This window comes from Paenibacillus algicola, assembly GCF_005577435.1.
Classification (GTDB): domain Bacteria; phylum Bacillota; class Bacilli; order Paenibacillales; family Paenibacillaceae; genus Paenibacillus_AQ; species Paenibacillus_AQ algicola.
Genome location: NZ_CP040396.1, coordinates 228252 through 241702 on the forward strand (window position 1 = coordinate 228252; position 13451 = coordinate 241702).

Below are 13451 nucleotides of genomic sequence, written 5' to 3' on the forward strand. Positions count from 1 at the left end.
TTGACTATAATGTACAACTTTAATACATTATTATCAATACAAAGTCATCAGATGACCTGTTCAATTTTACGGTGGAGGAATGGATCATGTTGAATGAAACAGCGGTAAGACAATTGAGGGAGTGCGTAGGAGAGACCTATTTTCGGACGGATCAGGAGGCTTTAATTGCCCATTCCTATGACGGAACGCCCATGCTGCAGGCTTTGCCTGATGGTGTTATTTATCCGAAGTCCACAGAGCAGGTTTCAGAAATTATGAAAATTGCCAGCAGCCATCGAATTCCGGTTGTAACGAGAGGCTCAGGCTCCAATCTTTGCGGAGGTACAGTGCCCTTGCAAGGCGGCATTGTGATGGTCATGCACCGCATGAACCGCATTCTGGAAGTAGATTTGGACAACTTGACGGCCGTAGTCCAGCCTGGCGTCATTACCGGACAACTGATTTCCCATGTGGAAGGACTGGGGCTGTTCTATCCCCCGGATCCAAGCAGTATGAAGATCTCGACCATCGGCGGTAATATTGCTGAATGCTCGGGAGGTCTAAGAGGCTTGAAGTACGGAACAACGAAGGATTATGTGCTTGGCTTAACCGCGGTACGGGCTGATGGCTCCATCCTGGTTACGGGTGGGAAATTGACCAAGGACGTTGCCGGATACGACCTGACGAAGCTGCTGGTGGGCTCGGAAGGAACCCTGGCTGTCATTACAGAAGCGATTCTCAAGCTGATTCCTTACCCCAAGACCAAGAAAACAATGGTTGCCATGTACAAGGATATTTATGGCGCGGCGCGTACCGTATCCAGCATCATTCAACAGCAGATCATTCCGGCGACCTTGGAAATTCTGGATCATCCGACGATTCGGGTGGTGGATGACTTCGCTAACATCGGCCTGCCGCTGGATATGGCGGCTATTCTCATCATTGAGCAGGATGGGGAGCCTGAGGTGGTGGAGCGGGATATTGCGAAAATACAGCAGATCTGCAGGGAAGAGCTGGCGGACCGAATCGAGGTCGCACAGGATCGGCAGGAAGCGGAGCAGCTGCTGACGGCCAGACGGAGCGCATTTACTGCACTGGCCCGTCTGCGTCCGACGACCATTCTGGAGGACGCCACGGTTCCCCGTTCGAAGATTGCCGAAATGATTCTGCGGACCAACGCGATCGCTCAGAAGTACAATGTAAATATCGCAACCTTCGGGCATGCCGGGGATGGAAATCTGCATCCGACGGCCACGACCGATGCAAGGGATCTGGAAGAAGTGCATCGGGTGGAGGAGGCATTTGCAGAAATTTTCGAGGCTGCTATTGAGCTTGGCGGGACGATTACCGGCGAGCATGGAGTGGGTGTGGTGAAAGCACCTTATCTGGAATGGAAGGTTGGAGAAGCCGGCATAGAAGTGATGCAAGGCATTAAGCATGCTTTTGATCCATTGAACATTCTGAATCCCGATAAAATATTTGCGAAGGAACGTAAGAAAAGGGTGGTGATACAGCGTGGATAAGACAACAGGAAAACCGGCCGTCCAGCATAAGAATCCTCTCGCCCGGACGTTACTGGAGAAGCTGGACTATGATCAGCTCACGAACTGTATGCGCTGCGGCTTCTGCTTGCCGGCTTGTCCGACCTTTAGCGAAACAGGCATGGAGCCTGCTTCTCCCCGCGGACGCATTGCGATGATGAAGGCGGCGGTGGACGGCATTATGGTGCCGGACCAGCAGTTTGAGGATCAGATGAGTCTGTGTCTGGGCTGCCGTGCCTGTGAGCCGGCTTGTCCGGCAGATGTAAAGTACGGTCAATTAATTGAACAGACCCGGGAAGCGATCGAGGAGCATGCTTCTCACTCACTGCCGGTGAAGGTCGTTCGCCGAACCGTATTCAAGCACCTGTTCCCCAAACGAGGCAGCTTGAAGCTGCTCGGAGGATCGCTCTCGCTGTATCAGAAATCCGGCCTTCGAAGAGCCGTGCGCTCCACAGGCATGATGAAGCTGCTTCCCCGATCCCTATCGGAGATGGAGGCTGTACTGCCGGAGGCCAGCTCGAAGGGCGTCGTGGAGCGCCTTGGTACTTTTTATCCGGCCCAGGGTGAGCCGATTGCCAAGGTTGCCCTGTTTCGCGGCTGTATTATGGATGTGATGTTCGCAAATACCAATGTCAACACCGTGGAGCTGCTATCTGCTGCCGGGTTTGATGTGTACATTCCTGAAAGCCAGGTCTGCTGTGGGGCGCTTCATGCCCATAGTGGAGAAATGAAGGATGCCCGAAAGCTGGCTGCCACGAACATTGATACCTTCAAACAGCTGGAAATCGACTACATTGTATCGAACGCAGGCGGCTGCGGGGCACTGCTTGTGGAGTATGACCATCTGATGCAGGAGGATGCAGCGTACCGGGATCCAGCCCAATGGTTCGCTTCAAGAGTGGTGGATGTCAGCACACTGGTCGTTGAGAAGGGGCGAATTCCGACCTTTGCACAGCCTGAAGCTCCTTTGCAGGACAGCAAGCTAAAAGTGACGTATCAGGACTCCTGTCATCTGCGCAATGTGATGAAAGGGGCCAGCGCCCCGCGCGTGCTGATGAAGCAGGTAGCTAATACGGAATTCGTGGAAATGGCAGAAGCGGACCGCTGCTGCGGGTCTGCCGGGATTTATAATATCGTACAGCCCGAGATGGCGGGCTCGATTCTTGAGCATAAAATGGAGCATGCCAATAACACGCAGGCGGGCTTCATGCTAACGAGTAACCCTGGCTGTCTGCTGCAGATGAAGCTGGGCATTGAACAGCATTCATGTAATCATGACATGCAGGCGATGCATATTGTTGATTTTTTACACGAGCGAATGGTCAAATCGCAATAACCTCTTGAATTTCAGACAGCCCGCAGGGTTTGGCTATTGAAATCGGCAGTCTATGTTGTTTATGATAGTATCTACGATGTTCATTAAACCTTGAGTAGGTAGATTATGAATTTAAATGACAATATATTAATCAAGATTCGTGACATGAGAGACAGCTTGACTCCGGTGGAACGACTGGTGGGGGATTACATTCTGGAGAACAAGGAGGAAATCCCTCACTTGTCAATCAAAGAATTGGCCCAAGCCAGCAAGACCAGTGATGCCTCCGTCCTGCGTTTCTGCAAAACGATGGGCTACAGCGGCTATCGCAATTTTATAGTGAGTATATCCGCTTCTTTAGGCTCGCTGGATGAGGATACAAAAGCCCAGTATACCGATATTCAGCCAGGGGATGACCTCTCGATCATTATTTCGAACATCTCACTGAATAACTGCAAGTCGATCGAAGACACACTTCGTGTCGTGGACCGGCAAGAGATTGCAAAAGCGGTGGAAGTGCTGTGTCATAGCAAGAGAATTGTTTTCTTTGGCATCGGGGCTTCCGGGATTGTAGGGATGGACGGCGAGCAGAAATTTTCCCGGATTAACAAGATGTGTCATGCCTATACGGATGGCCACAGCCAGCTTACAGCAGCCACCTTACTTACAGAAGAGGATGTTGCCATCTTCATCTCGAACTCGGGGGCAACCAGTGATATTATTGATGCCCTGATTATTGCGCAGAAGAACAAAGCTACCTGTATTGCGATTACGAAATACAATAAGAGTGAGCTGGCTGTGCGGGCGGATATTGTTCTCAGCATATCAACACCTGAAATCACCATTCGCAGTGGCGCAATGGGCTCGCGCATCGCCATGCTGACGATCATTGATATTTTGTTTGCGGGTGTCGCGAGTGCGGAGTACGACCAGGTTAAAGCGTCCTTAACCAAGACCCATAATATTTTAAAAAAGAAGCTCCGATATTAGGTGCTATCCGAATAAGTGCAGACAAGCATGGTTCGAGCCTCTCGATCCGTGCTTTTTTGTGTCCAATTTATAAATTGAAATTGCCCTGACTACTTGTAAGCGCTTTATTTATGTGGTATAAATGTGAATGACCCTTTCGAAATAAAAAATCGTAATAATATTCATTAATAAAATTTTATTTCAAAATCTATTGACGGTGATCAGGTTGTGTATTAGTATGAAGTTTATAAAGAGATGTTAATAATTCTAACATAGAATGTGATTCATGTGTTACGTTGGATGCTGAGAAGGGGGATGGCAATGAATGATTACCTTGCGGGGCTAACGACAGAGGCCGTGAATCCAGACACCTTGTTGATTGATGAATGCACCACAGAAGAAATGGTCCAGTTAATGAATCAACAAGATGCTCTGGTATTCGCAGCCATCGCTAAAGAAACTCCGCAGATTGCAAAGGCGGTAGACGTGCTGCATCACAGGCTGTCTGCTGGTGGGAGAATGTTCTATATCGGAGCCGGCACATCGGGAAGGTTAGGGGTATTAGATGCTTCTGAATGTCCTCCTACCTTTGGTACAGATCCTTCCCTGGTGCAGGGATATATCGCTGGCGGTGACACGGCTTTACGGAATGCGGTTGAAGGCTGTGAAGACGATGAAGAGGGGGGAGTCGCCTTAATCGAGAGTATTGGTGTAACCGACCGGGATGTGGTGGTTGGCATTTCGGCAAGCGGCAGTGCGAAATTCGTGATTGGAGCACTGACGAAGGCCCGGCAGCTTGGAGCAGCAACCCTCGGTGTGTGTAACAACAAAGGCTCCAAGCTTGAGCCCATCGTAGATATTTGCATCTCACCGGTTGTAGGTCCCGAGGTCATTAGCGGTTCAACCCGGTTGAAGGCAGGCACGGCGCAGAAGCTGGTGCTCAATATGCTGACAACATGTACCATGGTCAAGTTAGGCAAAACGTATAACAATTTAATGGTGGATCTAAAGGCCAGTAACATCAAGCTGGTCGACCGCTCCATTCGCATTATCGTGAAGACGACGGGCGTCGATCCCGCAGCGGCTGCCGAGACACTGGAGAAGGCAGGCATGAATTGCAAGCTGGCCATCATGATGATCAAGACGGGGTTAGAGGCGAAGGCAGCAGAACAAGCGCTGAACGCAAATGGCGGACGGCTGAAGCAAGCGATTGTATCACTGATTTAACAAGCAGAAAGTATGAAAGACCCCGTGGAGCTTTTTGAAAATAAAGGAGGCTGCTAGTTATGAAAACGAAAAAGGTGTTCACGTTATTTATGTCAGCAATCATGATGGTTTCGCTGTTATCGGCTTGCGGAGGCAGCGCTGCAGAATCTGAGAACGCCGGACAAGGAGGCAGCGGCGGTGCCGAGCAAGATACCATTACCGCACTCCTGCCGCCGGTCTCCGCGAATTACCAGGCCCGTTTTTCGGATATGGAAAAAGAATTTAATGCCCTCTATCCTCACCTGACACTGAAAATCGAACCGGCGAGCTGGGAGGACATGACGCAGAAGCTGGATACACAAGTGAACGCAGGCTCTCCTCCCGATATTGCCTGGGTCGGCTCTACAGCCATCTCCAAATACGCAGCACTGGACGTGCTTCTGGATCTGAATCCGGTGCTCTCCGACGAAGTGAAGGCAGATTATGATGAGGTGGCCATGAAATACTTCCAATTGGGAGATGCTCAATATGGCTTGCCGGCTTACCTGGCTATTCACTCCATCGGGGGTAACAAGAAGTTCCTGGAGGAAGCTGGTGTCGATTGGAAGAACGTTCAGCAAAATGGCTGGACCTATGATGAATTCCGTGAAGCCATCAATAACGGTGTAGTTAAAAGTGACAGCGGGGAAACAAGCCGCTACGGATTTGTCTTCGCTACTTCCGGCGTAACATCCAAAGACTACTTGAGCATCATGGCGAAATCCGCCGGACTGCCGGAGTACTTCGATGAAGATCTGAAGTTCACCTATACCAGCAAAAATTTCTTAGGTCTGCTGGAAGCCATTCGTCAAATGATTGATGACGGCTCCATGCCTAAAGAGCTCAGCTCGATCGATGCCGGCAAGCGCTGGAACATGTTCCTGACGGGCCAAACGATGATCACCGGTAAGGGCCTGGCCAGCTTTGAGAACTCTGCTCGACTGAACAATGAAAAAATCAAAGCAAATGATGGTTCTGCCGTAGCAGATTCCATTGAAGCCGAGTACATTGTACTGCCTGTGCCAACCTTCAACGGTGCTGACTACGTTCCTACCTCGGTCGTGGATGGTTACGTTGCCCTGCGCGGTAAAAAAGAGCCATCCGAGGAGCATGTCAAGAATATCGGCCTGGCCATCCATTTCCTGTCCTCCGGTTCCATCGCGGCGAACTACAGCAATGAGCTGTTCTTGTCGCCAATCACAGAATCTGCACGTAATTCGGAAGTTCTCGAGGAATATCCTCGTAACGAAGATAATGTGAAAGCCGACGAGGCTATGATGGCTAAAGCGGTTCCGGCTCGTACAGATATTCCAACGGATAAGGCGGCTGAAGCGATTAAGATCGAGACCGAAGTCATCGTCCCTAAACTGCAGGCATTACTTGCCAATGAAATTTCTCCGCAAGAGATGTACGATGCCGTTAAAGCGGCTGCTATCAAATCCTTTGGTGAAGATGGCGTGGTAGCAGACTAGACTTCCATAGACTGTCCTGTGAAAGCTGTACGTAACTACACACGTACAGCTTTCCTTCTAAGTGTAATCAGCAGCTGGTATTTTTGTTGAAGAAGAGAGGTGCGGCCCAATGAATCAAATATTGACCAAACGAAAAAAATTAAAGCTCGAAAGTGACACGGGTTGGGGTTACGCGTTTATCGCCGTAGCGCTGATTGCTTTTTCCTTATTTACCGCCTATCCGGTCATCAATGCATTTATGATCAGCCTGCAGGAATATCGTCCACTGGGGTCCACCTATGTCGGCCTGGAGAACTTCGTTAACTCCTTTTCAGACGAGCTGTTCTGGAAAGCACTGAAAAACACTTTAGTGTACACCCTGTTAACCGTTCCGTTTAATATTTTCCTGTCCTTTCTGATCGCAATTCTCATTATCCCGTTCAAGAAAAGAACACAGACGATTTTCAAGGCGGTATACTATTTGCCGGCTGTTGCGTCAGGAGTTTCGCTTGCGGTGGTTTGGCTGTGGATCTTCGATCCCTTGAAATCGGGGATTGCCAATCAAGTGGTCGGCTTCTTTGGAATTGATAATCAGAACTGGCTGGGCTCCAGTGCGACGGCCATGTTCTCCCTTGTCTTAATGTCCTGGCTCTCCAGTCATGGTACAGCAATAATTATCTATCTGGCTGCACTGCTCGGAATTGATAACAGCTACTATGAAGCAGCAGACATTGACGGCGCGACTTTTTTGCAAAAGCTGTGGTTTATCGTTATTCCTTTCCTTAAGCCAACAACGCTGTTCCTGCTGGTTACAGGGGTCATTGGTTCCTTCCAGGTATTCCAGAACGCCTATCTGATGACAGGCGGCGGACCAGACCATTCCACAACCATGGTAGGATTGTTGATCTTTAACAATGCGTTCACATATTTCGAGTTTGGTGAGGCGGCGGCCCAATCCCTGCTGCTGGCCCTTGTTATTGCATTCATCTCCTACTTCCAATTCAAGGTTCTAGGTAAAGATATAGAGTACTAAGAAAGGGGCGAAATCCGATGGGTTTGTTCAACAATAGTATTAAAAGCAAAGGGTCTCTGTTCGCCCGCAATGGTCTGATCATTACATTTCTGCTTCTCTTTGCCGCAGCGACGATTTTTCCGATCTACTTTATGATCATTTCCTCGTTCGGGGATCCGGTTGAGGCGGGGGCCATGAGCTACTCGATCATCCCTTCCAAAATTTCATTTGAATCGTATTCGTTCTTCTTTAACTTCAGTCCGCATTCATGGGACTGGCTCGTCAATTCCTTTATTGTGGCTGCGTGCATTACGGTATCTAACGTACTTTTCGCTACTTTGGCGGGATATGCTTTTGCAAAAATGAAATTTAAAGGAAAAAACATCTTGTTCGCGATTCTGCTGGGCTCCATGATGATCCCGACACAAGTAACACAGGTTCCGCTCTATATCTTGATCGTGAATATATTTGAATTGCAGAATACCTACACGGCGCTGATTATGCCGAGCCTGGTTACGGTGTACAACATTTTTCTGGTGAAGCAGTTCATGTCCTCCATTCCGGTTGAAATTATTGAGGCTGCAAAAATTGAAGGCTGTTCTCAGCCTAAAATCTTCTGGCATATCATTATGCCCCTGTCCAAAACCGTCATGGCTGTACTCGCGATTCTGACATTTATGGCAGCATGGAATGACTTCTTCTGGCCATTCCTGGTGACCAATACAATGGACATGCAAACGATTCAGGTGGGCCTTAAAAACTTCCGCTTTGCCAATACGACGTACTTTGCGCCTATGATGGCGGGAGCAACAATTTCTGCAGTGCCGATGTTCGTGCTGTTCTTCAGCTTGCAAAAGTATTTCCTTGAAGGAGTAACCGTGGGAGCGGTGAAGGGCTGATGAATCACTCCTCTCCGAGTCGCAATGTAACCTACCTCGTTGGCCTTATGTCCGGAACGTCGGTAGACGGTATAGATGCCGCGGTCATTCAGATAGCGCAAAGGCCCGGACAAGAGCATGGAATCGAAGTGGAATTACTGGCCTTTGAGAACACGCCATATCCGGTGCATGTCAGAAATTCGATATTTCAGCTGTTTGATGTAACCAAGGCTACGGTCGATAAAGTAGGCGCTATGAATATGTGGCTGGGCGAGCTTTACGCCCGGGCCGCGTTATCGGTCATCGACCAGAGCGGACTTGAGCCATCACAGATTGCTGCCATCGGATCGCACGGCCAAACGATCTACCACGCTCCGGAAAAGAACATGATGGACGGCTATAACCTGCACTGTACGATTCAGATTGGCGAAGGTGCATTAATTGCGAACCGCACCGGGATTCCCTGCGTCTCCGACTTTCGGGTTGCTGACATGGCGGCAAGTGGACAAGGGGCACCGCTGGTGCCCTTTACTGAATACTTGCTGTTCGCCCACCCGGAGACCACATCGCTGCTGCAAAATATCGGCGGTATAGGCAACGTGACCGTTCTGCCTGCGAATGCTTCTCCGGAGGAGGTGTACGCTTTCGATACGGGACCTGGAAACATGATTATGGATGCCTTGGTATCCAGGCTGTTTCCTCCCATGACGATGGATGCCGGCGGCAGCATTGCTGCAAGCGGTCAAGTCATTGATGCGCTACTGGAGTGGATGCAGCAGGATGAATATTATACGCTGCCCCTGCCGAAATCAACAGGCCGGGAACGGTTTGGACAGCAATATGCGGATCAGATTGTGGAGATGATGAAGGCGCGTAACTGGAAGGCTGAGGATGTGATTGCTACTTCTACGCGCTTGACGGCATGGAGCATTGCGGACAGCTATGAACGGTATATTGCACCCCAGCATCAGGCTCATCAATTGCTGATTGGCGGCGGGGGCAGCTACAATCCAACCCTGCTGCGCGATTTGCGGCAATTATTCGCTCCTTATGGCGTGCAGGTGCTGACCCAGGAGGATCTTGGCGGCAATAGTGATGCCAAGGAAGCCGTGGCATTTGCGGTGCTGGCCTATTATACGATGAAGCGCCTGCCGAATAATATTCCACAAGTTACGGGGGCATCGCAGCCCGCAGTCATGGGCAAGATTTCCTGGCCCTGACCAGGGGCAGGTTAGCTGCGGAATAACAATAATCTTGATGGGTAAGGGGGTGTCTCGAGGAATATGGTGCTGAACGGGATCGATTCTATCCACAAGTATCGTCATTGGTTTGAGGGCAAGCGTATAGGGTTAATTACAGCGCCCACAGGGCTGGACAAGCATTTCCGGTCCACCATTACGATCTTCCATGAAAACTTTAATCTCACGGCCATGTTCTCACCTGAACACGGGGTTCGCGGCGATCTGGACGCCGGGGCGATTGTAGAGACGTATAGAGATCCTTACACGGACGTTCCGGTATACAGCCTATATCGGAAAGATTCCAAACGTTTAACGAAGGACATGCTGGATGAAATTGATATTCTGGTGTATGACATTCAGGATGTGGGTGTACGGTATTATACCTTCATTTATACGATGCTTTATGCGCTGGAGGACTGCGCTGCCGCGGGTGTAGAAATGGTCGTTCTTGATCGGGTAAACCCGCTGAACGGGATTCATGTTGAAGGGAATATATTGAAGCCGGGCTTTACATCCTTCGTCGGGAATTACGAGCTGGCTGTCCGGTACGCCTTGACAGCAGGTGAACTGGCCGTCATGGCCAACGATCAAATGAACTGGAAGGCTTCGCTTCGTGTTGTGCGTCTCGAAGGCTGGGAACGGCGCATGTCTTTTCCGGACACAGGCTTGATATGGGTACATCCTTCCCTGGGGATGCCGCGGTATGAAACGGCCCTGCTATATTCCGGAACATGCTTATTTGAAGGGACGAACTGCTCTGAAGGACGGGGCACCACGTTTCCCTTTGAAATGATCGGCGCTCCCTTCATTCAGGCACAGCAGCTGGCAGATGAGATGAATGCCAAGCGAATTCCAGGCGTTTATTTTCGGCCTGTGCACTTCAAGCCGACCTCCTCCAAGCATGCAGGGAAGCTGTGCGGCGGTGTCCAGATCTATATTACAGATCGGCATGAAGTCAAGCCGATTGAGGTTGGCGTCACCCTGTTATTGACGATAAGAGATTTGTATGAGTCCTTTGCCTTTCTCCCTCCCGTGAAAGAAGGCTCCCGCCCATTTATCGATTTGCTGGGTGGAAGCAGTGTATATCGGACGGAGCATATTCAAGCCAAGCAGCTGCTTCAGCAGTTTGCAGAGGAAAGCAGGCAATTTGCAGCAATGAAACAGCCATATCATTTATATGACTAGCGGATGGTGAAGCGGTGCATGAAAACGATAGAACAGATGAGCTTGCGTGAGAAAATCGGACAAATGATCGTAACAGGCTTCCCTTCTACAGAGATGTCTCTGGAGCTGAAGCAGGTCATTGAGGAGTATAAAGTCGGTAATATTATTCTATTCTCACATAACGTCGAGCATAAGCGTCAATTAGGCGCACTGGTGACTGAGCTGCAGCAGTGGTTCACCACACATACAGGGATCCCGGGCTTTATTACAATTGATCAGGAAGGCGGCCGGGTAACTCGAATGCCCAAGGACGCCACGAATGTGGCCGGAGCTATGGCCATTGCCTCCTCAGGACGTCCTGAGCATGCGTATACAGCAGGCAGAATAACAGCCCGAGAATTAAAAGCGTTAGGCATCAATTTCAATCTTGCACCGGTGATGGATGTGACCAACAATCCGCTGAATCCGGTCATCAACGTCCGTTCTTACGGGGATTCTGTGGAGACCGTAACAGCGTACGGAACTCAGATGATGAAGGGGCTGCTGGATGGAGGCGTCATGTCCTCGCTGAAGCATTTTCCGGGTCACGGAGATACAGACGTTGATTCACATATTGGCCTGCCTGTCATTCATAAGACTGTTGAGCAATTGGAGCAGCTTGAGCTGCTGCCGTTTAAGGCTGCGATCGAGCAAGGAGCGCAGGGCATCATGAGTGCACATATTTTGTTTCCGCAAATCGAGAAGTCGGGTGTACCGGGAACGATGTCGTATGCGATCATTACCGAGCTGCTGAAAGAGAAGCTGGGATATACCGGGCTGGTGGTATCGGACTGCTTGGAAATGGATGCGATCAAGCGCTATTATGGGACCGCAAAGGGAGCACTAGGAGCCGTCAAAGCAGGTATAGATCTCGTGTTCATCAGCCATACGGCCGCAGTCGTTAAAGAAGCGGTGCATCTCATTGAAGACGCGGTAGCAGCGGGTGACTTGGAGGAGGCGGTTATTGATGCCGCAGTTTCCAAAATTTTAGCCTACAAATCCCGGTTTGCCATAATTGAGGAGCCGGATTATGAGATCGTGGGCTGCGAAGCCCATCGCCGGGCGAATGAGTGCATGCGCCTGGAAACGATCTGTCTTGTTAAAGGGGAAATCAGCCCTATTCCACAAGGAGAGCAGAACGTCTTGTTTATGGGCTCCCATGCTTATCGGACAGATCAGGCTTCCAGCAGCATAACGGAGGAGCTTTCTTTTCCTTCCTATATGGGCAAGCATTGGGATGCAGCGTATGAGATGTTCAGGATCGACCCCGATGAGGAGGAAATCAAGGCCATGCTGCAAAAGGCGGAAGGGTACGGGCATATTGTTATTGGCCTGTTCAATGCGCGTGAACATAAAGGCCAGCTATCACTTGTGGAGAAGCTATTGGCGGCAGGCGCCCGCGTCACGGCAATTACATTAGGCCGGCCTTATGATCTAGCTCTCCTGGAAGGCGAGTTCTGCGGCATTGCAGCCTTTGAGTATACCCTGGATGCCTTTAAATCGCTGGTTCCGATCCTGAAAGGTGAGGTGGCTCCAGCTGCCCGTATGACGATTCAGCTGTAGGAGGAGAGGGGTATGGCATTTATTGTTGGCATTGACGGGGGCGGCACCAAGACTGCGGTCACGGTAACACATCAGGATCAGAATGTCGTGGTATGCACCTTTACGGCAGGTCCTATTAATTACAACGGCGGTGACGCAACAGCCATTGCCGCGTCGTTCCGGGACATGTTTCATCACATCAAGCAGGTCTGCACGCATTTAGAGGAGATTGCTCATCTGTGCATAGGAGCGGCGGGAGTGAGTCACCCGGATGTAGCCCGGTATCTGGAACAGCAGGTCAGAGAGAACGGATATACAGGTCCCTTAACGATTACCGGTGACCAGGAAACCGCATTGTACGGAGCCCACAATGATATGCAGGGTATTATTCTGATTGCCGGTACAGGCTCCATCTGCTTCGGGGTTAATGACAAGGGAGAACGGCACCGCACCGGAGGGTTTGGGCATCTGATTGATGACGGAGGAAGCGGCTACTTTATTGGGCGGGAGCTTCTGTCCATACTGGTTCAGACAGAGGACGGAAGGAAGGGAGCTTCAATCATTCCCGCGCTCGTGTACGAGCAGCTCGGGCGGAGCACGGTGCAGGAAATTATCGGCTTTGTCTATCATTCAAGCACCACGAAAAAAGAGATCGCCCGTCTCGCCCCGTTGATGACGACCGCCTGCGAGCAGGGAGATGTCCTGGCGCTGCAGCTGGCTGAGCAGTGTGCGGCCCGCTTGTTTGAGCTTGTGGTGCCTGTTATAGAGCGGCTGAGATTACATGAGAGCCCGGTTGCAGCTGCCGGAAGCGTATTGCAGCAATCCCGTTTCGTAAGAGAAGCATTGGAGCGGAGGCTTGCACAGAGCTATCCGCAGACCAAGCTGATCATGCCTCTTCATGATGCAGCCTATGGCGCGGTTCTGCTCGCACAATCACAAGCCCTCAGCGGGAAATCCATGTGATTCATATGAATAAAGTAAGAGAAGGGTGTGTTCCAAGTCCTGCAGTCTGGACTTGGAACACACCCTTTTGATCATGTAAGCCGCCATACCGGTCGATATGAAGGCGTTGAGT

General features: G+C 50.4%; 11 protein-coding genes. All 11 read left to right on the top strand.

The genetic code is table 11. The features are described from left to right. Positions 1–86: 86 nt before the first annotated feature. Positions 87–1502 (top strand): FAD-binding oxidoreductase, encoded by a 1416-nt coding sequence (locus E6C60_RS01105; RefSeq protein WP_138224074.1) that lies wholly within the window; start codon positions 87–89, stop codon positions 1500–1502. Continuing rightward, the gene (locus tag E6C60_RS01110; RefSeq protein WP_407669125.1) at positions 1495–2856 is read left to right on the top strand and encodes a (Fe-S)-binding protein; all 1362 of its coding nucleotides are present in this window, start codon (positions 1495–1497) and stop codon (positions 2854–2856) included. Before E6C60_RS01105 ends, E6C60_RS01110 begins: the two co-directional genes overlap by 8 nt. 105 nt (positions 2857–2961) lie before the next feature. After that, on the top strand, positions 2962–3825 hold the full coding sequence (locus E6C60_RS01115; protein WP_138224075.1) for a MurR/RpiR family transcriptional regulator: 864 nt from the start codon (positions 2962–2964) through the stop codon (positions 3823–3825). Positions 3826–4125: 300 nt separating this feature from the next. Further along, positions 4126–5031 carry an N-acetylmuramic acid 6-phosphate etherase gene (gene murQ / locus E6C60_RS01120; protein ID WP_138224076.1) on the top strand — a complete coding sequence of 302 codons (906 nt, stop codon included), beginning with the start codon at positions 4126–4128 and terminating at the stop codon, positions 5029–5031. A 59-nt stretch (positions 5032–5090) separates the two neighbouring features. Further along, the gene (locus E6C60_RS01125; RefSeq protein WP_138224077.1) at positions 5091–6521 is read left to right on the top strand and encodes an ABC transporter substrate-binding protein; all 1431 of its coding nucleotides are present in this window, start codon (positions 5091–5093) and stop codon (positions 6519–6521) included. A 109-nt stretch (positions 6522–6630) separates the two neighbouring features. Continuing rightward, positions 6631–7533 carry a carbohydrate ABC transporter permease gene (locus E6C60_RS01130; protein ID WP_138224078.1) on the top strand — a complete coding sequence of 301 codons (903 nt, stop codon included), beginning with the start codon at positions 6631–6633 and terminating at the stop codon, positions 7531–7533. A 17-nt stretch (positions 7534–7550) separates the two neighbouring features. Next, positions 7551–8411, top strand: a complete 861-nt coding sequence (locus tag E6C60_RS01135) for a carbohydrate ABC transporter permease (protein WP_138224079.1) — start codon at positions 7551–7553, stop codon at positions 8409–8411. Then, positions 8411–9610 carry an anhydro-N-acetylmuramic acid kinase gene (locus E6C60_RS01140; protein ID WP_138224080.1) on the top strand — a complete coding sequence of 400 codons (1200 nt, stop codon included), beginning with the start codon at positions 8411–8413 and terminating at the stop codon, positions 9608–9610. Before E6C60_RS01135 ends, E6C60_RS01140 begins: the two co-directional genes overlap by 1 nt. Before the next feature lie 63 nt (positions 9611–9673). Then, on the top strand, positions 9674–10816 hold the full coding sequence (locus E6C60_RS01145) for an exo-beta-N-acetylmuramidase NamZ family protein (RefSeq protein ID WP_138224081.1): 1143 nt from the start codon (positions 9674–9676) through the stop codon (positions 10814–10816). Positions 10817–10834: 18 nt separating this feature from the next. Beyond that, positions 10835–12397 (top strand): glycoside hydrolase family 3 protein, encoded by a 1563-nt coding sequence (locus E6C60_RS01150; protein WP_138224082.1) that lies wholly within the window; start codon positions 10835–10837, stop codon positions 12395–12397. Positions 12398–12409: 12 nt separating this feature from the next. Then, positions 12410–13339, top strand: a complete 930-nt coding sequence (locus E6C60_RS01155) for an N-acetylglucosamine kinase (RefSeq protein ID WP_138224083.1) — start codon at positions 12410–12412, stop codon at positions 13337–13339. Positions 13340–13451: the final 112 nt, after the last annotated feature.

What these genes read in the sequence shown, in the direction of transcription:
- E6C60_RS01105 (WP_138224074.1), top strand. Translation starts at nt 87, where the DNA reads ATGTTGAATGAAACAGCGGTAAGACAATTGAGGGAGTGCGTAGGAGAG.
- E6C60_RS01115 (WP_138224075.1), top strand. Translation starts at nt 2,962, where the DNA reads ATGAATTTAAATGACAATATATTAATCAAGATTCGTGACATGAGAGAC.
- murQ (WP_138224076.1), top strand. Translation starts at nt 4,126, where the DNA reads ATGAATGATTACCTTGCGGGGCTAACGACAGAGGCCGTGAATCCAGAC.
- E6C60_RS01125 (WP_138224077.1), top strand. Translation starts at nt 5,091, where the DNA reads ATGAAAACGAAAAAGGTGTTCACGTTATTTATGTCAGCAATCATGATG.
- E6C60_RS01130 (WP_138224078.1), top strand. Translation starts at nt 6,631, where the DNA reads ATGAATCAAATATTGACCAAACGAAAAAAATTAAAGCTCGAAAGTGAC.
- E6C60_RS01135 (WP_138224079.1), top strand. Translation starts at nt 7,551, where the DNA reads ATGGGTTTGTTCAACAATAGTATTAAAAGCAAAGGGTCTCTGTTCGCC.
- E6C60_RS01140 (WP_138224080.1), top strand. Translation starts at nt 8,411, where the DNA reads ATGAATCACTCCTCTCCGAGTCGCAATGTAACCTACCTCGTTGGCCTT.
- E6C60_RS01145 (WP_138224081.1), top strand. Translation starts at nt 9,674, where the DNA reads ATGGTGCTGAACGGGATCGATTCTATCCACAAGTATCGTCATTGGTTT.
- E6C60_RS01150 (WP_138224082.1), top strand. Translation starts at nt 10,835, where the DNA reads ATGAAAACGATAGAACAGATGAGCTTGCGTGAGAAAATCGGACAAATG.
- E6C60_RS01155 (WP_138224083.1), top strand. Translation starts at nt 12,410, where the DNA reads ATGGCATTTATTGTTGGCATTGACGGGGGCGGCACCAAGACTGCGGTC.